At 37.4% G+C, this 26,962-nt stretch carries 29 protein-coding genes; 6 read left to right on the plus strand and 23 right to left on the minus strand.

Annotation, left to right across the window (positions count from 1 at the left end; genetic code table 11):
* Positions 1 to 124: 124 nt before the first annotated feature.
* The 7 genes from murC to CKK03_RS08740 all read right to left on the minus strand — a co-directional run bounded on the left by murC (position 125) and on the right by CKK03_RS08740 (position 8,112).
* The gene (gene murC / locus CKK03_RS08710) at positions 125 to 1,423 is read right to left on the minus strand and encodes a UDP-N-acetylmuramate--L-alanine ligase (RefSeq protein WP_099362205.1); all 1,299 of its coding nucleotides are present in this window, start codon (positions 1,421 to 1,423) and stop codon (positions 125 to 127) included.
* A gap of 366 nt (positions 1,424 to 1,789) precedes the next feature.
* On the minus strand, positions 1,790 to 4,480 hold the full coding sequence (locus CKK03_RS08715; RefSeq protein ID WP_099362206.1) for a DNA translocase FtsK: 2,691 nt from the start codon (positions 4,478 to 4,480) through the stop codon (positions 1,790 to 1,792).
* Between the two features lie 85 nt (positions 4,481 to 4,565).
* Complete coding sequence (locus CKK03_RS08720; RefSeq protein ID WP_099362286.1) at positions 4,566 to 5,363, minus strand: DUF1444 domain-containing protein; 798 nt, start codon at positions 5,361 to 5,363, stop codon at positions 4,566 to 4,568.
* Positions 5,364 to 5,416: 53 nt separating this feature from the next.
* Positions 5,417 to 5,731: a thioredoxin family protein gene (locus CKK03_RS08725; RefSeq protein WP_099362207.1), complete on the minus strand. Its 315-nt coding sequence runs from the start codon at positions 5,729 to 5,731 to the stop codon at positions 5,417 to 5,419.
* 91 nt (positions 5,732 to 5,822) lie between these two features.
* Entirely contained in the window at positions 5,823 to 6,320 is a 498-nt protein-coding gene (locus CKK03_RS08730; protein WP_099362208.1) for a hypothetical protein, read from the minus strand.
* Between the two features lie 111 nt (positions 6,321 to 6,431).
* The gene (locus CKK03_RS08735) at positions 6,432 to 6,965 is read right to left on the minus strand and encodes a DUF84 family protein (protein WP_099362209.1); all 534 of its coding nucleotides are present in this window, start codon (positions 6,963 to 6,965) and stop codon (positions 6,432 to 6,434) included.
* Between the two features lie 73 nt (positions 6,966 to 7,038).
* A complete protein-coding gene (locus CKK03_RS08740; RefSeq protein ID WP_099362210.1) occupies positions 7,039 to 8,112 on the minus strand; it encodes a M42 family metallopeptidase in 1,074 nt (357 codons plus the stop codon).
* 173 nt (positions 8,113 to 8,285) lie between these two features.
* On the opposite strand from CKK03_RS08740, the gene CKK03_RS08745 reads away from it, so the two are divergent.
* The gene (locus tag CKK03_RS08745) at positions 8,286 to 8,594 is read left to right on the plus strand and encodes a PepSY domain-containing protein (RefSeq protein ID WP_099362211.1); all 309 of its coding nucleotides are present in this window, start codon (positions 8,286 to 8,288) and stop codon (positions 8,592 to 8,594) included.
* A 44-nt stretch (positions 8,595 to 8,638) separates the two neighbouring features.
* Here CKK03_RS08745 and CKK03_RS08750 read toward each other — a convergent pair whose 3' ends face one another.
* The gene (locus tag CKK03_RS08750; RefSeq protein ID WP_099362287.1) at positions 8,639 to 9,484 is read right to left on the minus strand and encodes a YtnP family quorum-quenching lactonase; all 846 of its coding nucleotides are present in this window, start codon (positions 9,482 to 9,484) and stop codon (positions 8,639 to 8,641) included.
* Between the two features lie 126 nt (positions 9,485 to 9,610).
* Positions 9,611 to 10,255 carry a tRNA (guanosine(46)-N7)-methyltransferase TrmB gene (trmB, locus tag CKK03_RS08755; protein WP_099362212.1) on the minus strand — a complete coding sequence of 215 codons (645 nt, stop codon included), beginning with the start codon at positions 10,253 to 10,255 and terminating at the stop codon, positions 9,611 to 9,613.
* Between the two features lie 197 nt (positions 10,256 to 10,452).
* Here trmB and CKK03_RS08760 point away from each other — a divergent pair, with 197 nt between their 5' ends.
* The gene (locus CKK03_RS08760) at positions 10,453 to 10,731 is read left to right on the plus strand and encodes a YtzH-like family protein (protein WP_099351945.1); all 279 of its coding nucleotides are present in this window, start codon (positions 10,453 to 10,455) and stop codon (positions 10,729 to 10,731) included.
* Here CKK03_RS08760 and CKK03_RS08765 read toward each other — a convergent pair.
* From CKK03_RS08765 to CKK03_RS08810, 10 genes are all read right to left on the minus strand, one after another.
* Positions 10,726 to 11,514, minus strand: coding sequence for a phosphotransferase family protein (locus CKK03_RS08765; protein ID WP_245864073.1), 789 nt, complete (start codon positions 11,512 to 11,514; stop codon positions 10,726 to 10,728). The genes CKK03_RS08760 and CKK03_RS08765 overlap by 6 nt on opposite strands.
* A gap of 177 nt (positions 11,515 to 11,691) precedes the next feature.
* Positions 11,692 to 12,627, minus strand: coding sequence for a diacylglycerol/lipid kinase family protein (locus CKK03_RS08770; RefSeq protein ID WP_099362214.1), 936 nt, complete (start codon positions 12,625 to 12,627; stop codon positions 11,692 to 11,694).
* A gap of 222 nt (positions 12,628 to 12,849) precedes the next feature.
* Positions 12,850 to 14,280: an RNA-guided endonuclease InsQ/TnpB family protein gene (locus CKK03_RS08775; protein WP_099362215.1), complete on the minus strand. Its 1,431-nt coding sequence runs from the start codon at positions 14,278 to 14,280 to the stop codon at positions 12,850 to 12,852.
* Between the two features lie 180 nt (positions 14,281 to 14,460).
* Entirely contained in the window at positions 14,461 to 15,180 is a 720-nt protein-coding gene (locus CKK03_RS08780) for a glucanohydrolase (RefSeq protein ID WP_099362216.1), read from the minus strand.
* Positions 15,181 to 15,195: 15 nt separating this feature from the next.
* Entirely contained in the window at positions 15,196 to 15,882 is a 687-nt protein-coding gene (locus CKK03_RS08785; RefSeq protein ID WP_099362217.1) for an LrgB family protein, read from the minus strand.
* Positions 15,879 to 16,274, minus strand: a complete 396-nt coding sequence (locus CKK03_RS08790; RefSeq protein ID WP_099362218.1) for a CidA/LrgA family holin-like protein — start codon at positions 16,272 to 16,274, stop codon at positions 15,879 to 15,881. The genes CKK03_RS08785 and CKK03_RS08790 overlap by 4 nt, the downstream gene beginning before the upstream one ends.
* A gap of 106 nt (positions 16,275 to 16,380) precedes the next feature.
* Positions 16,381 to 16,950: an RNA 2',3'-cyclic phosphodiesterase gene (thpR, locus tag CKK03_RS08795; protein WP_099362219.1), complete on the minus strand. Its 570-nt coding sequence runs from the start codon at positions 16,948 to 16,950 to the stop codon at positions 16,381 to 16,383.
* Positions 16,951 to 17,095: 145 nt separating this feature from the next.
* On the minus strand, positions 17,096 to 18,505 hold the full coding sequence (pepV, locus tag CKK03_RS08800; protein ID WP_099362220.1) for a dipeptidase PepV: 1,410 nt from the start codon (positions 18,503 to 18,505) through the stop codon (positions 17,096 to 17,098).
* An 11-nt stretch (positions 18,506 to 18,516) separates the two neighbouring features.
* Positions 18,517 to 19,662: an ABC transporter permease gene (locus CKK03_RS08805; RefSeq protein WP_099362221.1), complete on the minus strand. Its 1,146-nt coding sequence runs from the start codon at positions 19,660 to 19,662 to the stop codon at positions 18,517 to 18,519.
* Positions 19,655 to 20,377, minus strand: coding sequence for an ABC transporter ATP-binding protein (locus tag CKK03_RS08810; RefSeq protein ID WP_099362222.1), 723 nt, complete (start codon positions 20,375 to 20,377; stop codon positions 19,655 to 19,657). Before CKK03_RS08810 ends, CKK03_RS08805 begins: the two co-directional genes overlap by 8 nt.
* Before the next feature lie 361 nt (positions 20,378 to 20,738).
* On the opposite strand from CKK03_RS08810, the gene CKK03_RS08815 reads away from it, so the two are divergent.
* Positions 20,739 to 20,957, plus strand: a complete 219-nt coding sequence (locus CKK03_RS08815; RefSeq protein WP_010678476.1) for a DeoR family transcriptional regulator — start codon at positions 20,739 to 20,741, stop codon at positions 20,955 to 20,957.
* A gap of 126 nt (positions 20,958 to 21,083) precedes the next feature.
* Here CKK03_RS08815 and CKK03_RS08820 read toward each other — a convergent pair whose 3' ends face one another.
* Positions 21,084 to 21,803, minus strand: coding sequence for a pseudouridine synthase (locus CKK03_RS08820; protein ID WP_099362223.1), 720 nt, complete (start codon positions 21,801 to 21,803; stop codon positions 21,084 to 21,086).
* Positions 21,804 to 21,931: 128 nt separating this feature from the next.
* On the opposite strand from CKK03_RS08820, the gene CKK03_RS08825 reads away from it, so the two are divergent.
* Positions 21,932 to 22,117 (plus strand): hypothetical protein, encoded by a 186-nt coding sequence (locus CKK03_RS08825; protein WP_099362224.1) that lies wholly within the window; start codon positions 21,932 to 21,934, stop codon positions 22,115 to 22,117.
* Positions 22,118 to 22,209: 92 nt separating this feature from the next.
* Here CKK03_RS08825 and CKK03_RS08830 read toward each other — a convergent pair whose 3' ends face one another.
* Positions 22,210 to 23,838, minus strand: coding sequence for a putative polysaccharide biosynthesis protein (locus CKK03_RS08830; protein WP_099362225.1), 1,629 nt, complete (start codon positions 23,836 to 23,838; stop codon positions 22,210 to 22,212).
* Between the two features lie 224 nt (positions 23,839 to 24,062).
* Between CKK03_RS08830 and CKK03_RS08835 the strand changes: the two genes are divergently transcribed.
* Complete coding sequence (locus CKK03_RS08835) at positions 24,063 to 24,455, plus strand: thiol-disulfide oxidoreductase DCC family protein (protein ID WP_099362288.1); 393 nt, start codon at positions 24,063 to 24,065, stop codon at positions 24,453 to 24,455.
* 52 nt (positions 24,456 to 24,507) lie between these two features.
* Positions 24,508 to 25,782, plus strand: coding sequence for a BaiN/RdsA family NAD(P)/FAD-dependent oxidoreductase (locus CKK03_RS08840; RefSeq protein WP_099362226.1), 1,275 nt, complete (start codon positions 24,508 to 24,510; stop codon positions 25,780 to 25,782).
* Positions 25,783 to 25,814: 32 nt separating this feature from the next.
* Here the strand turns inward: CKK03_RS08840 and CKK03_RS08845 are convergent, their stop codons facing one another.
* Together CKK03_RS08845 and CKK03_RS08850 are read right to left on the minus strand one after the other, a co-directional pair.
* The gene (locus CKK03_RS08845; protein WP_099351930.1) at positions 25,815 to 26,000 is read right to left on the minus strand and encodes a sporulation protein Cse60; all 186 of its coding nucleotides are present in this window, start codon (positions 25,998 to 26,000) and stop codon (positions 25,815 to 25,817) included.
* A 55-nt stretch (positions 26,001 to 26,055) separates the two neighbouring features.
* Positions 26,056 to 26,616: a hypothetical protein gene (locus CKK03_RS08850; RefSeq protein WP_099362227.1), complete on the minus strand. Its 561-nt coding sequence runs from the start codon at positions 26,614 to 26,616 to the stop codon at positions 26,056 to 26,058.
* Positions 26,617 to 26,962 lie beyond the last annotated feature (346 nt).

Below are 26,962 nucleotides of genomic sequence, written 5' to 3' on the forward strand. Positions count from 1 at the left end.
AAGCCGGCGAGAAGGATGTCTTTTATCCTTTTTGACGGATTGGCTTATGACCTCGAGGGGCTAGGCGCTGGAGCTGGACATAGAAAAAAAAGACCTTTGCGACATGTTTCGCAAAGGTCTTTTTTTATACGACCGCTTTTTCGTAGGCATCCTGAAATTTTTGAATATCGCCGGCTCCCATAAAAATTAATACACTATTCTCATGTTTTTTAAGGATAGAAGTATTGTCTTCTTGGATTAACTCAGAACCTGGGATTTTCCCTTGTAGATCCCCAATGGAGAGCTCCCCTTTATTTTCACGGGCTGAACCGAAAATATCACATAGATAAACTTGATCCGCTTTTACTAAGCTTGCAGCAAAGTCATCCAAAAATGTCTGTGTTCTTGTAAATGTATGTGGTTGGAAAATCGCCACAATTTCACGATCAGGATATTTTTGCCTTGCAGCTTCAATTGTTGCATTGATCTCTGTTGGGTGATGTGCATAATCATCAATTAATATTTGATTTCCGACTCGTTTCTCAGAGAATCTACGCTTTACACCACCGAAGCTCAACAAACGCTCTTGAATAATGGACACATCAATATTCTCATAATGGCATAATGCAATTACACCTAAAGCATTTAATACATTATGATTTCCGTATCCGTTGATGGAAAAGCTTGCAAAAAAGGTATTTCTTACGAAAACATCAAAGGTAGAACCTTCTGTGTTTTTCTTGATATTTCGCGCTTGAAAATCATTTTCTTCTCCAATACCATAAAACACAACAGGTACCTTCGCGCGGATGCTTTGAAGGTATTCATCATCTCCACAAGCAATGATTCCCTTCTTAACTTGCAAGGCCATTTCTTGAAAGGCATTGAACACATCTTCAATATTTGCAAAATAATCTGGATGATCAAAATCAATATTCGTCATTATCGCGTAATCAGGGTGATAGCTTAAGAAATGACGTCTGTATTCGCATGCTTCAAATACAAAGTTCTTATTATTCTCTGATCCCTTACCACTTCCATCCCCAATGAGGTAGGAAGTTGGTTCTGCTCCTTGCAGGACATGTGCAAGTAAGCCTGTTGTAGATGTTTTTCCATGGGAGCCTGTTACGGCAACGCTCGTATACTTTTTCATAAATTCACCTAGGAAACGGTGATAGCGAATAACAGGTAGCCCCATTTCGACCGCTTTTACTATTTCTTCATGAGTATCAGGGAAGGCATTCCCGGCAATAACCGTCAGACCTTCATGAATATTTTCCTTGTCAAAAGGTAAAATCTTTATTCCTCTTTGCTCTAAAGGCTTTTGTGTGAAATAAAATTTTTCATGGTCAGACCCTTGAACTTCATAATTCATGTCATGAAGTATCTGTGCCAATGAACTCATGCCAGTACCTTTGATTCCAACGAAGTGGTAAACTGTCATATAAAGAACCTCCAACAATGTCTATCTGTAAGACAGTATATGAAATTCATCTAATTTTGATAATTGTACCCATGATTTTGAGATAGGTGCTATTAAGTAAAATCGAATTTTATGTATATACAATCATCTCACATTTTTTCATTATAGCACTAATCAATGGTGAAGACCATTACGAAAAAATAACTAGAAATCAACAAGAAGTATGAAGTATGTCCTACGAAACCACAACTTAAGTGGGATGAGTTATCCTTATTATGAACGTAGGACATTAGAATTAACCTGTTGTAGCACTGATTTTTCTATGATAGTGAGTCATACATTTGATTCCTTTTACCTATAAAGGAAAAAGGGCGATAACAATAGTTATCAGCCCTCATATATCTCAGCTAAATCCTCTTCAGTTATCAAAACTTCACGTGGTTTACTACCACGAGATTCAGAGATAATTCCTTGTTCTTCCATCATATCAATTAGACGTGCTGCACGATTATATCCAATTCTAAAACGTCTTTGGACACTAGAGGTAGAAGCTCCCCCATGTTCAAGAACGAACTCACATGCCTCAAAAAAGAGCTCATCTTCTTCATTTGTGATTGAAGCTTTCTTTAGGAGCTCGTCCTGTTCAAACATATAGCTTGGCTTCATTTCTGATTTTACAAAATTAACAACTTCCTCGATTTCATCATCTGTAACAAAGTTGCCTTGTACACGAAATGGCTTTGAAGAACCATTCTCTAGGAAAAGCATATCTCCTCTTCCAAGCAACTTTTCTGCCCCACTTGAGTCAATGATCGTTCTTGAATCAACCTGTGAGGAAACAGAAAACGCGATACGAGTTGGAATATTCGCTTTGATTAATCCTGTGATAACATCTACCGATGGGCGTTGAGTCGCAAGAATTAAGTGGATTCCACAGGCTCTTGCTTTTTGGGCAATTCGGCAGATTGAGTCCTCTACATCCCCTGGCGCTACCATCATTAGATCAGCAAGCTCATCAATGATAATCACGAGATAAGGTAATTTCCCGCTTTTCTCATCATGCTTTTTCACCATTTCATTATATCTACCAATATCACGAACACCGGTATGGGCAAATAATTCATATCTTCTTTCCATTTCTTCAACTGCCCACTTTAGAGAAGCTGTTGCCGCCTTTACATCCGTAATAACCGGGCTTACAAGATGTGGAATATGGTTATAAGGTGCCAATTCTACCATTTTGGGATCAATAAGTAGTAACTTCACTTCATCCGGTGATGCTTTATATAACAAACTGACAAGCATTGCGTTAATACATACACTTTTACCCGAACCAGTCGCACCTGCGATAAGTCCATGTGGCATCTTTTGTAAATCCGTTACAATCGGCTTTCCAGAGATATCAAGACCCATTGCAACAGCTAATGGTGATTGATTTGTTAGGAATTCAGGAGTTTGTATGATTTCCTTTAATAGTACAGGCTTGCTTTTTCTATTTGGTACTTCAATACCAATTGTATTTTTTCCAGGAATCGGTGCTTCGATCCGAATATCCTTGGCAGCCAAACTTAATTTAATGTCATCTGATAGATTTGTAATTTTATTTACTTTCACACCAGGCTCTGGGTGTACCTCAAATCTAGTAACAGCAGGGCCCTGTGTTACATTCACCACTTTTGCACGGACTTTAAAATTTCGTAGGGTCTCGTCTAAAATATTTTGCTGGTCAAGTAACCATTGACTGTCATCAGCTTGTTCGGCAGGAGGCGCATTTAAGAAAGAAAGCTCTGGGAAAGTATAGCCAGGTTGTTGAACTTCGTCTTCCTGATGTGTTTGTAATTCTTGCTGGATTGGTTGTTCCTGATCTACTGACTGTTCACTTTGCCTAGTTTTTTCCTGCTCAACTGGTTGTTCATTTTGCCTTGGTGCTTCCTGTTCAACTAGTTGTTCATTTTGTCTTGGTGCTTCCTGTTCAACTAGCTGTTCATTTTGTCTTGGTGCTTCCTGTTGTCTTTTTTGTTCAATTGGATCGACAGGAGTTACTTGTGTTACTTTTTCTGGTTTCCTCTGTGACAATTTCTGTTTATCCTTTTTAAACATTAATACATTAAACGGTATATTGGATCGTCTCGGCTCTGTTCTAGTCTGTTCAGTTTTGTCTGAGTGTTCAACCTGTGTTTCAGTATTCTCAACAGTAGCTTCAGTTTCCTCCGCTTTAGGACCTTCTTGCATTTCGAAACTTTCAATCTGATCAACTGGCTCTTCTGTCACAATTTCTTCGGTATGTATCATTTCTTGCTCAACTAGTTTTGTTTCCTCAGGCGCATTTAATTCCTCCTCCACAACAATTTGTATTGGAGTTTCCTCATTAATAGACTCTTTGGCTTGTGGCTCAGTAGCAGCCGGTACTTCCTCAGTTACCTCTTCTTCACTTATTAATTGATTCGCAAAGCTTGCCACCTTTTGCTCTGTATCTTCTAAAGTAGTTGAAACTGTATACTGTTTTGGTTCTACTTGCTCCGTTAGTATGATTGTTGAAGCAACCTCTTCTTGTGCTTCTTTCCATGCCCTAGCAATCGATTCTGTATCTGCGATAGGCGTTGAAGGAAGTTCATACTCTACTATTTCTTGAGCTGTATCCTGAGCTATTTCCTGAGGCTTTGGTTTACCTAGACCAAATACCGGGGATGGTGTCTCGGAAGGTTGAAAGGGTTGTTTCTCTTGTAACTTTACAACGGTTTTAGGAGTTGAATTCCTAGTTGGTTGTGAGGTTCTTGTTTGTTGAGTTTGCTGAGCTTTTTGTGTTTGCTGTGTCTGCTTTGTATGCTGTTTTTGCTGTGTCTGCTGTGCTCGCTGCGTTTGCTGTGTTCGCTGTGTTTGCCTGGTTTGTACCTTTTCCTTTTTTATTCTTGTTTTTTCTTGATCTGGTATGACCGGAAAACGAAAATTTCCCTTTGGGTATTCATATGTCACTCTTGCCTCAACAGGTTTGTTTTGTCTGATTTGAGTCGCTTTAATTTCAATTGGATCATCATCGTCCGTCTGTAAAAAATGTAGTAATCTTTTTATCCAATTCACAACTATCACTCTTCCATTTCAATTCTATTCCTTATTGTAACAAAAAAGCCGCTAGTTTTCCTAGCGACTTTTGGTAGAGTATCGTTTATTTTCTTGGGCGATTTTTCCCAAGGATAAAGATGGGCTCAAGTTTTCCTTCTTCATAAAGAAATGACAGTGCCGTAATGGGGACACGTCCACTTGCAAAGAAGCTCATTGTCATTTGAGCAAGGATATCATATCCCGTGTCATTTTGAACATCAACTATAATCAGTACATCCTGATGCGGTACCGCTACAGCCATTGTTCCTTTCATTTGTTGGCCCATTTTGTGTAAAAAGGCATCATTTAAGATACGACTTGCATCATATCCATCGTTTTTATTTATAAAATAAAAAGTATTGCCTGCAACTTCGTCAGTCTTGTATGAAACATCTAGGGAACGTAGATTAAACCTCGCTATTTCACGGATCCGTTCAAATTTCCAATTTTCTTTTTCAAGAAGCTTTTTATCGACCAAACGGTACGTTGTTCCTAAATCAAGAGCATAATAAATTCTTGTTTCTGCAGTATGGTCATCGTAAATAAGTTCTTCTCCCTCATTCGATTCAGTCGGAAAGGAGGTTGAACGAATAACGGGATAAATGTTTTTTTCTTTACCCTCAAGCTCCAATTCACTATTCATGAAAGTCAAAGATTCTTCAATATAATATATGACTTCATCAAGACTTCCGGGACCTTCTTCTTGATATTTCGCGACTATTCCAGGAAGTGTGACAGTCGTTCCTTTCTTCGTTTCCTTGTCCTCGATACGCAAGGTATCTTTCTCACGGTCAAAAGAAAACTGCCAATTATGATGGGATAGTTTATCTTGAATTATTTTCTTTACCTTTTTTGAATCCATTTTCCTATTATTTTTTGAGTCCATAAAATCTATCTCCTCTCTCTGACGTGATCTTAAGAGAGACCATTAATGAATTGTTCGATTTCTTCTTTCGTTTTACGGTCCTTACTTACAAAACGGCCCGTTTCTTTTCCGGCCTCGTAAGCCACAAAGCTTGGTATACCAAAAACGTTCAGAGTCGCACATAAATCAATAAATTCGTCACGGTCTACATAGTAAAATGTATAGTCAGGATAAGAACTTTCTATTTCAGGCAAAAATGGATCGATAAAACGGCAGTCTGGACACCAATCTGCTGAAAACATTAGAATGTTCTTTCCGCTTTTAATTAATTCTTGATATTGGTCAATCGTTTCAAGTTTTTTCATGGGCTTTACCTCCAATTTCCGTATGAACTAATTATCATATATTCTTTACTTAAAAACAAATAAAAGCCCCTAACAGTGTAGGGGCTTAACTTCAATATTTCACGGAAGATACGATTTGCATCATCTCGGTTGCACTTTCAGAAATGTCGCTTACCTTCGTTTCTGTTGTCATTTTTATTCCGCCAATTCCCACAGTCACAAGGTAAAGCTTGTCTTCTATTTCAAAAACTTTTACATAGCCAAATCGTTCTTTATCTGTATAGGTTTTGTCAATTGCAAATTCCTTCGCATCAACTGAGTTATACAATACATCACTTGTACGTTCTTCATTAGGATTTACAAATAAAATAAATGTTTGGTTTCCGTTTTGAAGGATTACGTTATTTTCATCCTTCTTTTCTATCTCCATAGTAGATGGCATATAAAAGGAAACATTACCGTTTTCACTATTTGTCTTTTCAGGTTGAGCTTTAAACACATCTTCGACCGCTGCAACCGCTTCCTTTGATTCATCTTCAATCGATGCACAACCTGCCAAAAGTCCTACAAGCGATAGAAAAATGAAAACAAGGACTTTCCCTAGTTTCATATTCTCTCACCCCTTAAAAAGGTAGCTATTCTCTTTTTCTATAATAAACCTATTAATTTATTAGTTGCAAGAGTAATCTACTAATTTTAATCAATAAGAAATAAGTACCATTTATTTGTTACAATTATGACTTAATTTTTTTCTATATGCAAACTGGCCAACGAGAAGCTTTACGACATGCGTGAACATATCTTTTCGATTCACATAATGGTTCGTAAAAATACCGATTGCACCCTCAGCCTTGCGGATATCCTTTTGTTTTGTGAAATCCGCCATCACATCACCAAGTTCGATTCCCTTTTTTAATTCTCTAGCAATTTCACTTGGTAGTAGAATTCTTGCTCCACCTGCAATAATCGGGTCATTGTCTTTATCGACAATTGCGCCCCAATTACATAAAAACATTCCAAACTCGGTTTCAACGACCCCACCCTCTAAGCCAATTCCAATGTCTGTGCCTTCCTTTTCAAGAGCCGACTTTGCGCGATTAATTGCACCTTGAATGGTCTCCTCGTCTGAAAAAGGTTGGGCTGACACACCCGAAGATACGGATGTTGGATGTAAATTTGCTTCAATGCCAGCAAATCCTTGTATAATCGCATCCACTTTTGCAGGATTTTTCGTACCAATTGCAATTTGTATCATTTTATTACCACCTCTTTATCAAAACGAATGCTCGGCATAAGCCGAGCACCTTTAATTTTTGCTACCTTTATTTTTACCCATTCTGACGAATGGAATCCACTGTTGTTCGATCAGAATTCTTTACAAGGGTAACAAGTAATTCTTTTGCAGCAGCATAGTCATCCACATGAATAATTGATGCATGTGTATGGATATAACGAGAACAAATCCCGATAACTGCTGATGGCACACCTTCATTTGAAAGATGAACTTGGCCAGCATCTGTTCCACCTTGAGAAACAAAATATTGGTATTTAATATTATTGGATTCTGCTGTGTCTAAAATAAATTCACGCATGCCACGGTGTGTAACCATTGTACGGTCAAATATTCGAAGTAAAGCACCATGTCCCAGTTTACCAAATGCACTCTTATCTCCAGACATATCATTAGCTGGGCTTGCATCTAGAGCGTAGAAAATATCAGGTTTAATCATCGTTGCAGACGTTCTTGCACCTCTTAAACCTACTTCTTCTTGTACAGTTGCACCAGAATAAAGTGTATTTGGTAACTGGGTTCCCTGCAATTCCTTCAATAGCTCAATGGAAAGCCCACAGCCATAGCGGTTATCCCATGCTTTGGCTAAAATTTTCTTTTCGTTTGCCATTGGTGTAAATGGACAAATCGGAACTACCTGCTGACCAGGCTTAATTCCCAAGCGGATTGCATCTTCACGATCATCAGCACCAATATCAATTAACATATTTTTAATATCCATTGGTTTTTTTCGTTGGCTCTCTTCCAGTAAATGTGGAGGGATTGATCCAATAACCCCGATAACAGGACCAATGTCAGTAATCACCTGTACACGCTGCGCTAAAAGAACTTGGCTCCACCAGCCACCTAAAGTCTGGAAACGAAGCATCCCATTATCCGTGATCGAAGTGATCATGAATCCAACTTCGTCCATATGGCCAGCAACCATAACAGTTGGCCCATTAGCATCACCACGACGTACTCCAAAAATACTACCTAATCCATCTTGTACAACCTCATCTGAGTATTTTTCAAGCTGTGAACGCATAAACTTTCTTACCTGGTGTTCATTCCCTGAAGCTCCAGGAAGCTCTGTTAACGTTTTAAAAAGCTCAAGTGTATCCTGTTTCAATGTCATTCTCCTTCCAGTATATAAGAGTCGTAACAAGTAGCAAAAATTTGATTCTATTATGTACATTATTTAGTATATCGAAATTGTTTTTTTGTTACCATAGCGAACATGGAGATTTTCATAAAAAGAAGTTATACTTATCACAAGGATTAAGTCCGTTTAGGAGGGATGAAATGAGCTGGAATAAGTTTTTTCTTGGTTTTGGTGTTGGATTTGCAAGTGCACTTCTTATTAAAGAAGCATTAAGTGATTCAACGATTCCCGGTGACAAAGCCTTAAAACTCGCCAAAGAAGCTTTCAAAAAGAATGGCCCAATAGATGGGTCTTGGATCCAAATGAATCCAGAGGACTACACAAAATCAGGCATTCACTATCAAGTATACAAAGGTGGCATTTCTCGCAAATTAAATCAAGAAAGCCACCAATACGAATTTGTAATGGATGCAAAAACAGGTTCCATATTAGAGGTTAACCCATTGTAAGGCTGATTAGCTTATAAGGTTTTACTACTTATAAGCTACTTTTTTTATTCTCGAATTCTTTTTAATGAATCAATCATTTCTCCAGATTGATTCCATTTAATTGCTCGATATAAAGCATCATGATAAAAAATATACCATGCTTCTTTTGCAAGTCCTTCACCCATCCATTTTTGTTTTTGCTCAATCGATTTCATTGGGTAATCATCATAAGCCAACACCCACAAAACATTTTGATGGGCATGTGTCGGCATGATATCCGCCATATGTATTGCCTGTTCATTTTGACTCTCTAACAAAATAATAGAATGACCATCACTATGTCCACCTGTATGTATCATCGTAATTCCAGGGACAACCTCAAGTTTGTCAGTAAACGTATTTACTTGATGTTCGATTGCTACCCAATTATCTTTCCAGTATGTCGCTTTTGAGCGGATATTCGGATTTCGCATTTCTTCCCATTCCACATCTGTCGCATAAATGACAGCGTTCTCAAAAACTGGAACCAATTTTTCATTTTCCCATTTCGTAAGACCACATGCATGATCAAAATGAAGGTGAGTCATAAGGACGATATCAATATCACTCGTTGTAAGTCCAAGTTCTGCCAAAGACTTATCAATAGAAGACTCCTCCAGAACCCCAAAATTCCGTTTCAGCTTATCTGTCAATTTTCCATTGCCAATTCCTGATTCAATTAAAATATTTTTTGAACCTGCCTTCACAAGGATTGGATCTGTTCGCAGTTCAATTTGATTTTTTTCATTATGTGGATATCTTTTTGACCATAACGGCTTAGGCACAACACCAAACATTGCACCACCATCTAAATGTGTAACACCACCATTTAACCATGTAAGTGTAATATCACCAATTACAAGCTGTTCCATTCTTTCCCCACCCTTCACCAACGGTTATCCTCATTTTACCATTATTAAGAATATTTATAAATCATCTTTCGGTAGAGTTTAACAACATAAAAAACCCATAAACCATGTTTATGGGAAGGGTTACGATTATTTAGGTTGATATCGGACCTCTGAACGATAAATCGGATGTCCCCTTTCGGAAAATTTTTCTTCATACTCCGTCATGATATTATCTTCAAAATCTGATTTATGAAGGTCAAGACTTACAAATGTTAAAAGCAGACCGTATTCAGAAAAGCTTCTTAACGAATATTCGAATAACCCACGATTATCTGTTTTAAAATGAATTTCACCTTCGTTAACAAGGATATCCTCATACATTTGTAAAAATGTTTTGTAGGTTAAGCGACGTTTTTCATGACGTGTCTTTGGCCATGGATCACTAAAATTGAGATAAACGCGGTCAACTTCTCCTTTTTCAAAAAAGTCCCTAAGTTTATCTGCATTTTGATTCAATAATTTAAGATTCGGTATCTCTGCCTCAATCACACGGTCTAAAGCTGCGACTATGACACTTTCATATAATTCAATCCCAATATAGTTGATATTAGGATGAGCTTTTGCCATCTCTGTAACAAATCTGCCTTTACCTGTACCTACTTCTATATGAATCGGATTATCATTTCCAAAAACTTGATTCCAGTTCCCTTTATGTTCAACTGGATTTTCGATTACGTACTGTGGGTATGACGCTAATCTTTCCTTCGCCCACGGTTTATTGCGCAAACGCATGATTGCCACCTCATTTAAGTTGTATCGCACAAAAGAATAACATGTCCAACACTTTCGCGCAAGGCTTTATTGGACGATTCTATGCCAAAAAACAACGTAAACCCACCGATTGGTGAGTTTCGTGTTTACGTCGTATAAAAATGGTCATTTCATGGAAATGTAGTATAGAGACAACATCAAAAAGGAAGTGTTCTAAAATGCCTCTAGATCATACACATCAAATGGATATTTTAAAGGATATATTATCAAATCATCAAATGGATTGCTGTGGTACAGTATCTGAATGCGAACAATTAGGAAGACTGATTCAATCCCTTCTGGCAAACCCAAATATTGACCAGAGTGTGAAACAGGTTTTAACAGATGTCTATTCCTATAGTCAACAAGGCCAATATACCCAGCATCTAGATAACCATATTGAATCACATCAAAATCAAATTAATCAATGGATTTCAGATATTGACCAATACTCATAATAAATGCTCCAAATATTGCAGCCAATGAAGGATTTCCTTCTCCTTCTTTTTTACCTGATACCAACCTAAAAGATGCAAAGATTGTGCAACCACATACCATTTCATACGCAGAAGCAAATTATCTGTTAATTCCATTCCGTAGAGACTGATCCATTTTGGCCAGTCTTCTTTTTTTATATACCAATGTAAAAGCATACCAATATCTACTGCAGGATCTGCAATCATCGCTCCATCCCAGTCAATTAAGTAGAGCTCATTGCTATCTGATAATAGCCAATTGTTATGATTGACATCAGAATGACAAACGACATTATGATCATGGTCCATATTCACAAGTTCTTGCTCTAAAAATGTGATGGCCTTGTTTACAATTTCAAACTTTAATAAGTCTGGATGCAATTTTCGTAATACATCGTCCAATACATCCTTGGCTTCTATAGGCTTTTTACCTATACGTCTAAGCATTTCTAATAGCTCATTGGACTGATGAATCTTTTTTAGTAATCCCGCCACATTTTCACCGTTCATCTCAGCAGGCTTCAATTCTCTGCCGCTGAGCCATTGCTGTGCTGTGACAACATCGCCATTCTCGAGACGCTTCGTCCAAATTAACTTCGGAACAATCCCTTCTGCAGAAAGAACCGCAAGAAACGGGGATGAATTTCGTTTAAGAAATATTTTTTTATCATTTAATTGGGCAAAATACGCGTCTCCCGTTGCACCACCCGCTGGGGAGTATTCCCACTCGTTGCCTAATACGTATGTAAGCCAGTTTATCTCCAATTTCAACACAACATTTCCTAATAAATATAAAATAAAAAAGACAGCTATTGAACATACCATATAACAATAGCTATCTTACTAAATTTTAGCGTTGAATTACAATTAAAGTCAAGATAAAGAAACTTTTTCGGTATAAAAAATAGCAAAAATAACACAGGCAAATAGTACCAAAAAGGCTTATTTGACCAAAAAGGGTATTTTTCGATGCTGAACTTCGACCTGAACAGGAGTTTGGCCAATGAATTCGCCATCCGCATGAACAAACATTTTCTCATCTGATTCAATACGAATCGTTACACCTTTATGCTGCGCAATTTCCTTAAACTTGGTATGAGCTCCGAAGAAAACTGTCGCAAATACAAATAGAAGTTTGATTCTTGAAAGATGATGAACAACCGTAATATCAAAGAAACCATCTGTTGTCTTTGCCTGTGGTGCTATTTTCATTCCTCCTCCATAAAAAGGTTGATTTGAAACGGTCACAAACCAAACATCTTCATAATGGAAGTCTTTCCCGTCAATGTTTACTGTAACTTTCGTAAGGTGATAGGTAAAAAGGAGGCGGATCAGTGCACCGACGTATGCTAATGAGCCGAGATGTACCTTATTTAAGTATTTCTTCATTGTCGATTCATTTGTTCGCTTCGCAACTGCAGCGTCAAAACCTGTGCCTAAGCTACTCACAAAATAGGAACTCTTTGTTTTCCCTTGAAGCTTGCATTTTCCGATATCAAACAATTTTGCTTTACCTGATTTATTGCGAATAATGAAGGTGAGTGCATCTAATGGAGATTTTGGCACCTTAAAACCTCTTGAAAAGTCATTTCCAGAGCCAGCTGGGATATACCCTACCTTAATCTCAGGATAATACACCATGCCATTCACGACTTCATTAATGGTTCCATCTCCACCAACAGCAATGACAGCCTCCACCTTATCTTCAAACATTGAGCCGATTTGTCGAGCCAATTCACCGGCATGATTTGGGTATTTTGTGAAAAAAGAACGATAGTGGATTTTTTTCTGTTCTAATTCATGTTTAAGCTGGTTCCAAACTTTTAGTCCCTTACCGTTCCCAGCCTGTTTATTTACAATAAAAATCAATAGTTTCATAGTTTATCCTCAAAAGAATATGACATCCGTGACTTAATAGTATTTTATATTTATAGAGATGACAATGAAAACTCCCGCCACTTAATTTCTACGAAATTTGAAATGGGGGGTTCTGGGGTGTCGACTTTGAAGATGACGATTAACCACCAGTGGAGTTGACACTTTGGTGTGCTAAAAACACCCAACCCCGCTATCCTGTTAGTCCTGCCTTCAGGATTACTTTTATTTGAGAAGGAGTGACTCTGGCTGAAGCAAACTTGAAAGCGTTTCTTCAAATGCCTTTATGAACACTTTTCTCATTATATTTGCAGCACCGTTCACATCCGCATTAATGAATGTACCGTTCTTCGAACGATAAAGTCCACGCTTAATACGCTTACCTGAGAATGATTTTTTTGTATCACTTTCTCCGTAAACGGGGATATCATCGTTATCTAGGAAACTTGCTTTGGATGTGTACGATTCTTCGGTTACAATTACTTTAATTCCGTGGCGTTCCGCCTTATAAGTAATCATTTGAATCAGAAGGCTATGAGGTATTGAAACAAAAGATTGATTGTTCTTTTTACTCATATTCGTGTTTTGCTTCCAATCTTTGTTTTGACCGATGATAATCGTGTCGATATCTTCTTCTAAAGCAATTTTTTCAACTTGATGACTTGCTTTGTGGAACAAATCTTTGATTTGATTAAACCGTTTATTGTTGATTTTCTCTAAACGCTTTGAAGAAAACTGTCCTTTTTTTGGATTTTTACCCTTACGCAGAATCGCAGTATAATGTGCTTTTAATTTGTTGTATCGTTGATTGACAGATTTAATACTTTTGCCCTTCACTAAAACAGGTCTACGACCTGTATTGGTGACGATGGTTGCAAGGTTATCCACTCCTAAATCAACAGACATGTACCGTTGTTTGGATTCTTTCATTTCACGTTCCGAAGGAATTCCAAAAACTAATTCCACTACATATTTTCCATGCTTCGGAAGTACGCGAACTTGTTTTAGTTTCCCTTCCGTAAACCCTAGTTTTCCTATGTTTAAGCATCCCTTGGTTTTAGGGAATTTCAAAAACTTCTTATCCTTAATGCCACAATCTTGGTTCGTAAAGGAAACCTCTTTTTCTCTTGCGCGACTATATCCAGGAATTCTAGGTCTCGCTTTAAATTTACTGGGATTTACTTTGAATTCTCGTAAACTAGCATAAAACGATTTCCAGTTTTGAAAAACTGTTTTCATTATTCCTTGACTTGATTGCGTTGGCAAAGAACGATAATCGTTTTGAACCATGGATTTAAAAAGTGCATCCAAAAAGTTGTAATCAACATAAGGTTTCTCTTTTGATGGTATATCAAATAAATTACACTTTATTTCTTTTCGTTTTTCAACTGGTTTTGTTTTCTCTTTTTCCAGTCTTTTTTTGTACGCAATAAGTTGAGTATCATTCATTTTGGGTAGGTGTTTTTGAATATTTTCCAAAACTTCTTGTTGGAGTGGTTGTAACTCTTTTTCTTGAGTCAAACTAGTGAAAACTTGACGAACATAAAAATTCGTGGTGTTGTGCATATTCTTTGCATTTTGACACATTTCTTGAAAATAGTCATACATTCGATGACCATTTTTTACCCAAATTTGCATTGTTTTGTACTCCGTCATAGCAGTTTCCACCCCCAAACATACGTTTTATACATATCCATATTACCGAAAAATTCATAATAATTCTAGCGATAAACACACAACCCGCCAATTCACCTCCCACCTAAAATTCTATCGAATTTTTGAGGAAGGAGTCCTCTTGGCGAACATGATAGAAAAAGGGTGCATTCTTTTGCACCCCTAATCCATTCTGCGCACGCAAACTGTATGACAGTATTGTAGTAACGCATTGCCTGCTTTTAATTGCATATGTTTTAATGGAGAACTCATATTTCGCAACCCGGTAAACCACTCTTCATACTTTCTTTTTTCCACTAAATCTACATCAAACGGGGCAAGCGAAAAATCAATATAGCCCGTACGATTCAAAATCACTTTCCGAATTGGCAGCTCTATATCGTATAAAGAATAAATCGTACGAACGATACCATCCATCCGATCCAGTTCAATCATCGGTGATAACACTTTTTTATCATGCTTTCCTTTTCGTTCAATCCAAAACCTATTATTTGAGCCTATAAATACACTGTTTTCTTCCCCTTCAAGAATCGTAATTAACCAAGTTGTCGTCGGGCTAATCATGATAATTTCCACTTCAACCGGTGCATTTTTCAACTTGAAAATGGGTCTATATAACACAAGATATGTGTCTGGAAATCGCTGAAGAAAGTATTTTAAATTATGATCCTTGTAAAATTCCTTATCTATATATGATTTTTCCCGAATCGTGGAACTTGCCCACTTCATTTGAAAATCAAAGATATGATCAAGAAAATGTTGCTTCTCTAACGTTGTCTGTTCCCATTGTTTTCTCTTTTGCCGGATAAACTGGCCGGGATACCGAAACATATCAATCTCATACCTAGATATATAATTCTGCAATTTTATTAATTGTCCCAACTTCTTTACACCTCATTATAGAAAAAAAGAAAACAATACTGGCAATATGATCGATGTATAGACCGCACTTAAAATCATCGCAATCGAGCTTATTGCCCCTTGATTTGTTCCTATTTCCAATGCCCTTGCTGTACCAATTCCATGTGATGCTGTCCCAAAACCTAAACCAACACCAACAAAGTGATTGACCTTAACCATTTTTAAAAGAAGTGGACCAAACATAGCACCCGAAATTCCCGCAAACATCACATAAACGGCCGCCAGTGCAGGAATTCCACCGGTCACACTTGCAATATCCATAGCAACCGGAGATGTTACTGATTTTGGAGCAAGAGAAAGGATGATATCTGAGTCGATTGCTAATACTTTTGAAAAGTAAAGTCCTGTTATGATTCCTGTCGTTGAACCTACAAACACGCCAATGATAATCGGAATGAAAAATTCCTTTAACGATTTGCGATTTTGATATAAAGGATAGGCCAATGCCACCACTGCAGGTCCAAGTAGCTCATCTATCCATTTCCCACCCAACATATAAGTTTCATAAGGGATTGAGAAGAATAACAAAATAATAAGAATCACAAACGTAGTTGTTGCAATTGGAACTAGTAACGGGTGGGTATATCGCTTATACAGTCGTGTCATCAAAAGAAAGATAATGATCGTACAAACGATAGAGCAAATCGCATATAATGTATTCATGCTCCAAAGCCCTCCCCGATACTCTTGCTTTGCTTCTGTTGTTTTCTAGCTGCTAATTTGTCACCAACTATACTTGATGTAAGCATAACTAGAATTGTACTTAATAACACAATAGCAACCGTAATAAAGCCCTTCCCTTTGAAAAAGGAGAGGTAATCCATGATCCCAACAGTTGCTGGCACAAAGAGCAGTGCCAAATACGCAAGTAAAAATTGCGCCCCTTCTCCTAGCCATTTTTCTTTAATGATGTTTGTTTGTAACAAGATAAATAACAAAATCATCCCAATAATACTACCTGGAATAGAAGTGTGTAAAAGACCTTGTATCAATGTTCCGACCCAATAAATCATATATAAAATGGCGATTTGAAAACAAATCTTAACAAATCTCATCGAAAAATTCCCCTTTTTAATACGTGTTCAAAAATTTGACAAATTAGAAGCGAGTGACGCAGATATCCGAAGCTTAACATTTGGGAAATTGTTGAACATCGCCTTTTTAGCTCAATGAAAATATCGATAACGGCTGATACTTCGGCGTTCGATTCAAGTGAGTTTGATATAACACAAAATGCTCTGCTATTAATAGTGATTGGTCTTCTTTTGGTTGTACGATTTCATTTAAATCATTTGTAGAAAATGGATTTTCAGATTTCCATTTTCTTGCCATTGTAATATGTGGAGTAAACTTTCGCTTATCCAGTGAAAAGCCCAAGTCCGTGCACGCTTGATAGATATCTTTCTGAAGAGCTCTTAATGGTTCGCTTTCTTCTACTCCAGCCCATAAGATACGAGGAGAATCTGATTTGCCAAACGTTCCAAGCCCATTTAGTCGAAGAGTAAAGTGTGGATGCTGCTTAGCGATTTCCGGCATTTCTTTTTTGATGGAAGTCAATTGTTTAAACGATGCCTGCCCCCCTAAAAAAGCAAGCGTAATGTGTAAATCCTCAGGATGAACCCATGACTTAAACGGTAGGCGTGGTTCAAGCATTTCGCGCCATTTAAACAAGAGCTCTTTTGTCTCTGGAGGAAGTGCAAGTGCAAGAAAGTAGTGAGTTTGATGCTCCATTTTAAAGCCCCTTTTTTAAAATGATGTATTTTATTATTTTATCATTTTAGCAAACTTACGTATAAAGGGAAACCAGGGCCGATTCTATCGGCGTTAGCACATAATCCCAATTTAAAAGCCCACCACTAGGGCGGGCTCTAGGATCTTATTTTGCTAATTCATATATCGCTTGAGCATAAATTGCAGTTGCCTTAACTAAGTCATCTACTAAAATACATTCATCTTTTTGGTGGGCAACATCTGGGCGACCTGGGAACAAGGGTCCGAATGCCACACCCGCTTCTAATGACCTTGCATATGTTCCTCCACCAATTGAAACCAAAGTAGCCTCCTCACCAGTTTGCTGCTCATAGACTTTTTGAAGGGTTTCAATTAATGGATGATTCTTGTCAACATGGTGTGGTGAAGAATTACTGTAATTCGTAAGCTCGAATCCGACCTTCTCACATACTTCCTCAAGTTTCTTCTTCGTTCCGTCCATTTCATTTGTTACAGGGTAACGTAAATTTAATCCGAGTCTTCCACCATTCACTGAAGAATAGGAAAGCTTTCCAACATTAATGGTTAGATCGCCTGTGATGTCATCACTATAAGCAACACCAAGACTTCTTCCTCTTGAATCACTAACGAAATATTCATTTATGAAGTTTATATATTGCGTAGCTTGTTCATCTAATGAATATCCTTGTAAAAAGGTTGCCAAATATAAGCCCGCGTTTTTTCCATGGTCTGGCTCCATCCCGTGAGCAGACACACCTTCAAGCTGAAAAATGACGGTATCTTCATCACAAATGCCACGACCTTCTAATGTGTTTTTATGTAAAAACTCTTGGAAATCATTCACCATTTTTTGAAGATTTGCTTTCCCTTCAAGCTTGGCCTCTGCAAAATCAGGAACCATGTTGTAGCGTCGCCCTGAACTGAATGACTCTAAGCGAAGCTCACCACCAGAAGCTTGACCCCGTTTTTGAACCATATCAAAATCGGCAATTCCTTTTTCAGCATAAATAATCGGGAAATCCGCATCTGGTGCAAAGCCCATTGTCGGCATTTCTTCGTGCTTAAAATAATGGTCGACACAGCGCCAATCACTTTCTTCATCCGTTCCAATGATCATACGGACACGCTTAGAGAGTGGCAAATTCAATTCCTTTACTATTTTCATCGCGTAATATGCAGCCATTGTTGGACCTTTATCATCAAGTGAGCCTCTTGCAATTATTTTTCCGTCACGAATTTCTGCCCCAAACGGATCACTAGACCATCCATCCCCTTCTGGTACAACATCAATATGACATAAAATACCAACCAAATCATTTCCAGAACCCATTTCGAGATGACCTGCATAGCCATCAAGGTTTTTAGCGTTAAAGCCTTCCGCACTACCTTTGTCTAATAAATAGTGTAATGCCTCATCAATTCCCGCACCAAACGGTGCAGTTGGAGTTCCATTTTCTTCATCAAGGACACTTTTTATTCTCAAAAAATCTTGCGTATCTTTAATCAATTGGTCTTTGCGTTTTGTTACTTCTTCAAGCCAGTTAATCTGTTCCATCCTAATTCTCCTTACACTATGATCAAAATTAGTATTATTCCTACAATTGATATTACAGGAAGCGATATTAAATTCACAATATAGTGTTCCGCCTGTATACGAATATTATCATCTTTTCTAACATTGACGATAAAGTGATTGGACATAGCCCGCTTATATACAATCTTTATCCACATTCTTACTATGAAAATATAGCCAAAAAAGATTATACATTTGATCCAAATTGGAGGGATGACAAACAAGGCTGCTGTCGTGATACTCGAGATTTGTAAACATTGAAACAAATAGGTTTTGTTCCGGAAAAAGACTTTAATAAATAATTCCTGTAAACTTTTCTGGCGATTACGTTTTTTATAAATTCGTTTTGAGTTCCGATAAAAAAGTGGGCTTCGCTTCTTTTGATTTGGTGTTTTTTCTACATATTCGGAAAAAACAAAGATACTCCTAACGTATTTCAGCTTAAGCATTTTCTCTAGCTCAACATCCTTAGAAAAGGTTGTAAGCTTGTCTATCCTTTTCGAAGAATACACCCAAAATATGAACCATTGAATAAGGCCAATCATTAGTAATAGTAAAGCAAACTGTTCAAGTGCCCAAGTTACAAATGAAGATGTGAAAGCACCTAATGCAATGAATAGTAAAACTATAAAAAAGCCTTTTTTCCATGGCGAAACGATATCGTCTAGGGATTGCTTCCATCCAAGGACTAGAGCTTTTAGGCTGATAAAATAAAAGGTAACGCTAAGGATATCCAACCAGGATAGGTTGTACTGATTGAATAAAAATGGCGCTAATATCCCTACAAGAATAAGTACTCCTACACTATAGCCAAGAACATATAGATTACGTGTTGACTTTTTCAAAGCCACAACAAGGTAGCGTTTTTGAAGTAAAAATAATTGATCTGCTTCCTCCAAAAATGTCCGGATCCGTCCTTCCCAGCAAAAAAAGTAAAGCAAAATAAATAGAAAGGAAAGTGGGAAACCATTAACCCAGCTTGGAATTTCAGACCACCATAAATAATAATGATAGCCCCCTATCGCAAGGGCAGGAATGAATAAATAGAGGAAAATGGTCCAATCTACTACACTTTTAAATACACCCCATTGATACCCAATCTCTTTACGAAGTCGAGTTCTAAATAGACTTTTATTCATTCGACGTTTCACCTTGTACAATTTGGTTAAAACACTGTAAAAGTGCAGCCTCAGGAAGTTTGGCTTCTGCTCGAATGTTTTCAAGATTGCCCTCGGCCTTAAGCCTCCCACTCGCTACCAATAGGAAACGATCACATACCTTTTCCGCAGTATCTAATACATGTGTACACATCAAAATTCCTGCCCCACGTTTTTTCTCAGCATCAATTAGCGTTAAAAAGTCCTGCATCGCCATTGGATCTAATCCGACAAACGGTTCATCAATTATATAAATATCCGGTTTTATTAGAAAGGCCGTTATGAGCATAACCTTTTGCTGCATCCCTTTTGAGAAAGTACTTGGAAGCTTATGTATCACTTTTTCCATATGGAAGAGATTAACTAGTTTCATCGCCCTTTCATTAAACTGTGAGTCTTCAATCTCCATCACACCCGCCGCAAGATCGAGATGTTCCCATAATGTCAATTCATCATAAAAAACCGGACGTTCCGGAATATAAGCATATGTATGGTTATTGATAAAATTAATCTTGCTATTTGTGTTTTCCAATAATCCGAGAATTGTTTTGATCGTTGTACTTTTACCTGCACCATTAGGCCCTATAAGCCCAACGATTTCGCCTCGGTTGATTGAAAAAGAAAGATTTTCTACAATTTTATTATTTTCTTCATAGCCCGAATCCTGTATCGAGACTACCAATAATGTCTGTTCCATTCACAACCCCTCCACCATTACATACGAAAATCCTGAAAAAAAGTTTCCTTTTTTTGGACGACCTTTACCAAACTGTAATTAAAATGTAAAAAACAGAATAGTAGAAATAATTTATGATAATAATAGAAGTAAAATGTAAATTCTTGAAAAATTTTGCGGAAATAGTCATACTATTCAGTTACAACTATATATATATAGCAAACGCACCTGTAAAGAGAAGAGGTGATAAAAGGACATATATATAAGATTGTTTGTTTAAAATATGAATACTTCATACCAATTGATATTTTTGAAAAGCGATTTGATTAATAGGAAGACTGAGGCATGTCTGGCATGTACAAAAATGATAAGGAGTGGTTTTTTGAAGCCTTCAACAAACCGTATGTTAACTCGTATCAAATCAGTCTACATGTTTATTAACGAAAAAGGGACTGTAACAACACAGGAGCTTGTTGATGAATTTGGAATAACATCAAGAACCATTCAGCGTGATTTGAATGTGTTAGCATATAATGATTTGGTTCGCAGCCCTAGCCGAGGAAAATGGACAATCACAAAAAAGAAAGTCAAAATATCTTAGCAACCAATTTTAAGGGGCGCTTGAAGAAGGTAGCAAATAACTTCACACTAGAAAGCCTATTCATACAGATACATACATAGAAACTATATTTGCAATGACAAAGGGCTGTCTTAATGACAGCCCTTGTTAATTTTTCGTATAGTTTTTTAATTGCAATACCTCATCATCTGTTAACTCACGATATTCCCCTAACTCGAGAGACTCATCTAGTGGTAATGGCCCCATTTTAACCCTTTTCAAATAGATGACTCGCTTCCCTACCGACTCAAACATTCGCTTTACTTGATGGAATTTTCCTTCTTCAATGATTACTTCGATTTCAGAGCGCAATCCACTGCTGATGATTTTTAGTTCTGCTGGCATTGTTTCATATCCATCATCAAGCGTAACCCCATTTCGAAATGCCTCCACATCCTCTTGAGTTACTTCACCTTCAATAATGGCAATATAGGTTTTAGGCACATGTTTTTTTGGTGAAAGCAATTGATGTGCAAGCTGACCGTCATTTGTTAACAGCAATAAACCTTCTGTATCCTTATCCAAACGTCCGACTGGAAAAGGATTGTAGACCGTATCTTCCATTTCTAATAAATCAATAACGGTGTCATGAAGATGATCTTCAGTTGCCGATATAACACCTTGAGGTTTATTTAGCATTAAATAAATGAATTCCTTGTATTCGATTATTTCACCATGAACGGTGACTGAATCTGATTCTACATTTACATGCTTACTAGAATCTTTGATAGCTACTCCATTTATTTGAACAGCTCCAGATTTTAATAGGCTTTTAGCCTCTTTTCTACTTCCAAATCCTCGATTGGCAAGTAATTTATCAATTCGCAATGCAAATACCTCCTTTTTACTCAGCGAATACCCATTCTTTATTAGAATGGGCGTTTTATTCATTGCACAAACGCCCTTCATACATACACTGTTATTGTATTTTTATAAAGAAAAAGGAGCGATACACCATGTATTATTATGATTATCGTCAACAACAACAACCATTCTTTCCTGGATTCCCTGGAGGAGGCGCAGGAAACGTTAACCGTCGTCTTGATCAACTAGAACGCCAAATCCAAAGACTAGACAACCAAATTGACCGTTTAGATCGTCGTGTTGATCGGATTGAACGTCGCTTAGGAATTCGTGATTAAAAAGACTAACACCGTAAGAACCTTCTAATTCCGGAATAAACTAATTTTTCCCACACAAATCGAATAGATATATTCGAAAAAAAGGCTGTCACTTACTGAACAGCCTTTTTTCTATCTCTTGATAAAAATGCAAATCGATTGCCGAGAAGGACCTCCAATAGTCGTGATCGATAAGCTAAGAATAGGTAAACAGCAGCCCCAACTACAACCCCAACTAAGAGCACGAAGACTGACTGCGCCCTACCATTTTCAAATCCGACAACAAAAGATAATAACCATCCGATTAAAAATATAGCCGATGCCATAACGGTTGCGAAAATAGCCATTAATAACGACCTTCTTGCAAACATTGAGTATTTATATCCTGCATGTCTTGCAATCATCCAGAAACAATATAAAATGGCAACTGTGTATCCTAGGGCAGTAGCAAGAATTGATCCAATTTCACCAAACCAGGAGATAAACGGACTATTGAAACTAATTTTGAGAATTAGCCCCATAAATAAACTTACCACTGCAAACTTTTGCTTATTAATTCCTTGTAGAATTGCAGCTGAAATCGAATAGAAAGAAAATAGAATTGCGACAGGTGCATACCATCTTAAAATTCGACCGCCTGCTTCACTCATCTCAAAAAATGCATTGAAAGCTGGATAGGCTAATACTGATAAACCAACAACGGCTGGTAATACTAGAAGCACACAAATTTGAAAGGTCTTATCAATTTGACTTCTTAGTAAACTAAAGTCCCCTGATGTAAACGACTTTGTAATCGTTGGTACAAGCGTTAGACTAAATGCTGTCGCTAAAGACACAGGAATCATAACCAATTTTGGAACCATGAAGGTGACATATGAAAATAGTCCTTCTGATATATCTTTATCGACTCCGTTGCTCATCATTGTTTTGTTAAACGTAAGTTGGTCAACATATTGATAAAGCGGAATCGCAAGTCCTACAATGACAAAAGGTCCTGCATAGGAAAACAGCTCCCTAAACATCTCCTTTGTTGACATATCTGTTTGTGGCTTACTTTTCGCGAGCATTTCCTCTAAGTATGGCTTTCGCTTAAACCAATACCATAGGAGGACTGCTAATCCACCAAGCGCCCCAATAAAGGCACCAAATGTAGCTAATCCAACAGCAAATACTCTCTCTCCATCGATTATCTTCATCACAATAAAAGTTGCTGCAAGAACAAAGGAAATACGGACAATCTGCTCCACAACCTGTGAAACAGCAGTTGGTCCCATTGATTGGTGACCTTGGAAGAATCCTCGTTGAATACTCATAATCGGAACGACAAGTAGTGCAAAGCTTACCATTCGTATCACGAATGTAACATCTTCAACCGTATTTCCTGCATCTCCCCCACCAAGAACAATTGGCGCAAGAATGGGTGCAATTAAGTTAAGGATTGTAAAACCGACTAAACCCGTAAGCCCCATTACAATTAGTCCAGACTTATACATCCTCATCCCGGTATGATAATCGCCTAATGAGTTATATTTCGAAACAAATTTAGAAACAGCAGCTGGAATTCCCGCTGTTGATATAAATAAAAATATTGTATATTGTGCATACCCATAAGAATAAAGGGCAGATCCAAGGCTTCCAACTAAATAAACAAAAGGAAACACATAGATCATTCCAAGTACTCGAGAAATATATGTAGCAAGGGTTAAAACAAACGTCCCACGCAATAGTTTCGAATCTGACATATAAAATCCCCAATCTTTATATTTGAAGACTAACTAAACAATTTTATCATACTTATAAAAATTATTAACCTATAATTATTTGTCTGTTTCTTGACTTATTGGCTTCTTTAGCTTTGTCATGTATAGTTTAGACTTGTTAGTTTTTAATTTCAACGTTATTCTATGTTTCAACAAACAATCCCATGATATGATGTAATAAGGAAAGCATGGGAGTGTGGAAAGCCATGAAAGAAATTATTTTGTTTGATGGTGTTTGTACGTTTTGCAACAGCAGTGTCCAATTTATCCTTAAAAGAGATTTGAAACAACGTTATCATTTTGCATCCCTTCAAAGTGAAGTGGGAAAAGACCTGCTGAGAACACATGGTATATCCGAAAACATAAATAGTTTCATATTAATTGAAGGTGAGCATTATTTTACAAAATCAAGTGCTGCACTTAGGGTCTGTCGAAATCTCAAAGGGCCATATCGTTTCCTTTCGATTTTTAGATTTGTGCCAGCACCTATCAGGGATATATTTTATCATGTAATTGCCAATAATCGTTATAAATGGTTTGGAAAACAGGAAAGCTGTATGCTTCCTTCTCCCAAGGACCGCCAACGATTTTTAGATTAACTTAATCCAACTTGGTACGCCAAGGCGTATTTGATTATAAGGAGTGTTCTATTTGCAGTATGATGTAATTGTAATCGGAGGGGGACCTTCAGGCTTAATGGCTGCGATTGCTGCTGGAGAGCAAGGAGCGAAGGTTCTTCTTTTAGATAAAGGGAACAAGCTTGGTAGAAAGCTTGCAATTTCAGGTGGAGGACGTTGCAATGTTACAAACCGACTCCCCATAGAAGAAATCATCAAGCATATCCCAGGTAACGGAAGATTTTTATATAGCGCGTTCTCTGTATTTAATAACGAAGATATTATCGCGTTTTTTGAAAAGTTAGGGATACAACTAAAAGAAGAAGACCATGGCAGGATGTTTCCAACGACAAATAAAGCCCAGTCTGTTGTCGATGCCTTATTAACTCAACTTGATTCTTTAGAAGTTCATATTAAAGTAGATACACCAGTTGCTAAGCTCGAATATAGAGATAATCGGGTCGCAGGAGTGCATTTAAAAGACGGTGAATACTTAGAAGCAAGTTGTATCGTTGTAGCTGTCGGCGGAAAATCTGTACCGCAAACAGGTTCGACTGGGGACGGATATGCATGGGCAAAGGCTGCCGGTCATACGATCACAGACCTATTCCCTACCGAAGTTCCGGTAACATCTAACGAAGATTTTATTAAAAATAAATCCCTACAAGGACTAGCATTACGAGATGTTGCTGTTAGTGTCCTGAACCCTAAAGGTAAGACGGTAATTACCCATCAAATGGACATGTTATTTACTCATTTCGGAATTTCGGGACCGGCTGTTTTACGATGTAGCCAGTTTGTTGTCAAGACGATGAAGAAGTTTAAAGTAGATGATGTTGTTATTAGTATTGATGCGCTTCCTACAATGAACGAAGAGCAAATTTTTCAGCAAATATTGAAACTAGTGAAAGAAGAGCCTAAGAAGGCATTAAAAAATATCTTAAAAGGATTTCTACCAGAAAGATATTTACTCTTTTTATTAGAAAGAAATGAGATTGACCCTCAGGTTACATTTGCAAACTTGCCTCATGATCGGATTCGTGCATTTGCTAAGGATTGTAAACAATTCCAATTCACAGTAAATGGCACCTTACCAATTGAGAAAGCATTTGTAACTGGTGGTGGTGTTTCAATCAAAGAGATTCATCCAAAGGAAATGGAATCAAAACTCATGAAGGGACTCTTTTTCTGTGGAGAAATTCTTGATATCCACGGATATACGGGTGGCTACAATATAACATCAGCCCTTGTGACGGGAAGATTAGCAGGCGAAAACGCAGGGAAACAAGCATCAACTATTCGAAATTAAAGCAGAGCCTAACTCACTCTAGTTATTGTGGGTTAGGCTCTATATATGACCATCGCAGAAAAACAAAAGATTTGGTCATCCTCTTGATCGCAAGAAACGCCGACCTGGAATTTGATATCAATAATATCTCCTTCGCCAATCTGTTCTAAAAAGCGGTTCATCTTATGTTCAAGGTCCTCTTCATGTTCTTCATCAAAAACCTTAACCTTCAAAGCCATAAACTCCACCTCCAACACTAGTATTGACAGAGTTTTAGACTTATAAGCTTACAAATTAAGATTTTTTCATTCTTTTACGGAATAAGAATCCTATAACTAGTAAAATGACACTGATGGCAAGATACAAAAACAGATTCGAATTTCCTAGTTCATCTTGTAAATCCACTTGTTCGGTGGGTGCTTTCCCCTGGCCAAGAATCGCTAAATCTTCCCCTGCTTCAGATAATAATGCCGTCCTCTCACATAATCCTGTTTCTAAGTTATCGTTTTCCCCATAGGCATAGATAATATATTCCTTATCCAATTCAAATTCATATCCACAGCTTGCACTAGATCTTGCAGCGCTTACAATAACTTGAGAGGTCTCAACACCTTTCCAACTTTCATTGACTTCAAATAATACCTCAATTGGATCGGCACTAGATTTAATATAAGAACGTTTATTTTCATCCTCCATTTTAATGACCTTTCCAGAGAATACGGCCGTTTTTCTATTTAACTCATCCTTTACAGATTCAGGATAGGCACATGAACATGCATATGCTTGACGTGGAAATAACCCAATAAAAATCAGAAAAAGTAACACTAAAACGAGTATCCCTTTTAGATATTTCATTTCGTAGACCCCCTTTTAAATATAGTCGAAAAAAGGAAGGCAAGAGTTGCAATAAAGCTTCTAGTTTTATTTAAACAATATAAATGTCTAATAACAGGAATGTACCTAGGTTTTGCCATGGATTTTTCCTGTTTTATCAGTATGTAATACATTAACTGGCGTTTATGCAATACCTTTTTCCACCTTTATCCAGAAATCACTTTTTATGCGATACTTATGCCACGACTTTTTACTTTTTTATCCAGAAGTCACTTCTTATCCGCTGCTTTTGCCATGACCTTTTCCTTTTTTATCCAGAAGTCATTTCTTATCCGATACTTTTGTCATGACTTTTTCCTCTTTTATC

Source organism: Fredinandcohnia onubensis (genome assembly GCF_002734215.1).
GTDB lineage: Bacteria > Bacillota > Bacilli > Bacillales > Bacillaceae_L > Ferdinandcohnia > Ferdinandcohnia onubensis.

What these genes read in the sequence shown, in the direction of transcription:
- CKK03_RS08845 (WP_099351930.1), bottom strand. Translation starts at nt 26,000, where the DNA reads ATGGCTTTGAAGGTTAAGGTTTTTGATGAAGAACATGAAGAGGACCTT.
- trmB (WP_099362212.1), bottom strand. Translation starts at nt 10,255, where the DNA reads ATGCGTTTGCGCAATAAACCGTGGGCGAAGGAAAGATTAGCGTCATAC.
- CKK03_RS08850 (WP_099362227.1), bottom strand. Translation starts at nt 26,616, where the DNA reads ATGAAATATCTAAAAGGGATACTCGTTTTAGTGTTACTTTTTCTGATT.
- CKK03_RS08825 (WP_099362224.1), top strand. Translation starts at nt 21,932, where the DNA reads ATGTATTATTATGATTATCGTCAACAACAACAACCATTCTTTCCTGGA.
- CKK03_RS08770 (WP_099362214.1), bottom strand. Translation starts at nt 12,627, where the DNA reads ATGAAACTATTGATTTTTATTGTAAATAAACAGGCTGGGAACGGTAAG.
- CKK03_RS08760 (WP_099351945.1), top strand. Translation starts at nt 10,453, where the DNA reads ATGCCTCTAGATCATACACATCAAATGGATATTTTAAAGGATATATTA.
- CKK03_RS08725 (WP_099362207.1), bottom strand. Translation starts at nt 5,731, where the DNA reads ATGAAAAAACTTGAAACGATTGACCAATATCAAGAATTAATTAAAAGC.
- CKK03_RS08790 (WP_099362218.1), bottom strand. Translation starts at nt 16,274, where the DNA reads ATGAGATTTGTTAAGATTTGTTTTCAAATCGCCATTTTATATATGATT.
- CKK03_RS08750 (WP_099362287.1), bottom strand. Translation starts at nt 9,484, where the DNA reads ATGGAACAGCTTGTAATTGGTGATATTACACTTACATGGTTAAATGGT.
- CKK03_RS08830 (WP_099362225.1), bottom strand. Translation starts at nt 23,838, where the DNA reads ATGTCAGATTCGAAACTATTGCGTGGGACGTTTGTTTTAACCCTTGCT.
- CKK03_RS08785 (WP_099362217.1), bottom strand. Translation starts at nt 15,882, where the DNA reads ATGAATACATTATATGCGATTTGCTCTATCGTTTGTACGATCATTATC.
- thpR (WP_099362219.1), bottom strand. Translation starts at nt 16,950, where the DNA reads ATGGAGCATCAAACTCACTACTTTCTTGCACTTGCACTTCCTCCAGAG.
- CKK03_RS08730 (WP_099362208.1), bottom strand. Translation starts at nt 6,320, where the DNA reads ATGAAACTAGGGAAAGTCCTTGTTTTCATTTTTCTATCGCTTGTAGGA.
- pepV (WP_099362220.1), bottom strand. Translation starts at nt 18,505, where the DNA reads ATGGAACAGATTAACTGGCTTGAAGAAGTAACAAAACGCAAAGACCAA.
- CKK03_RS08775 (WP_099362215.1), bottom strand. Translation starts at nt 14,280, where the DNA reads ATGACGGAGTACAAAACAATGCAAATTTGGGTAAAAAATGGTCATCGA.
- CKK03_RS08735 (WP_099362209.1), bottom strand. Translation starts at nt 6,965, where the DNA reads ATGATACAAATTGCAATTGGTACGAAAAATCCTGCAAAAGTGGATGCG.
- CKK03_RS08810 (WP_099362222.1), bottom strand. Translation starts at nt 20,377, where the DNA reads ATGGAACAGACATTATTGGTAGTCTCGATACAGGATTCGGGCTATGAA.
- CKK03_RS08805 (WP_099362221.1), bottom strand. Translation starts at nt 19,662, where the DNA reads ATGAATAAAAGTCTATTTAGAACTCGACTTCGTAAAGAGATTGGGTAT.
- murC (WP_099362205.1), bottom strand. Translation starts at nt 1,423, where the DNA reads ATGACAGTTTACCACTTCGTTGGAATCAAAGGTACTGGCATGAGTTCA.
- CKK03_RS08720 (WP_099362286.1), bottom strand. Translation starts at nt 5,363, where the DNA reads ATGGATTCAAAAAAGGTAAAGAAAATAATTCAAGATAAACTATCCCAT.
- CKK03_RS08835 (WP_099362288.1), top strand. Translation starts at nt 24,063, where the DNA reads ATGAAAGAAATTATTTTGTTTGATGGTGTTTGTACGTTTTGCAACAGC.
- CKK03_RS08745 (WP_099362211.1), top strand. Translation starts at nt 8,286, where the DNA reads ATGAGCTGGAATAAGTTTTTTCTTGGTTTTGGTGTTGGATTTGCAAGT.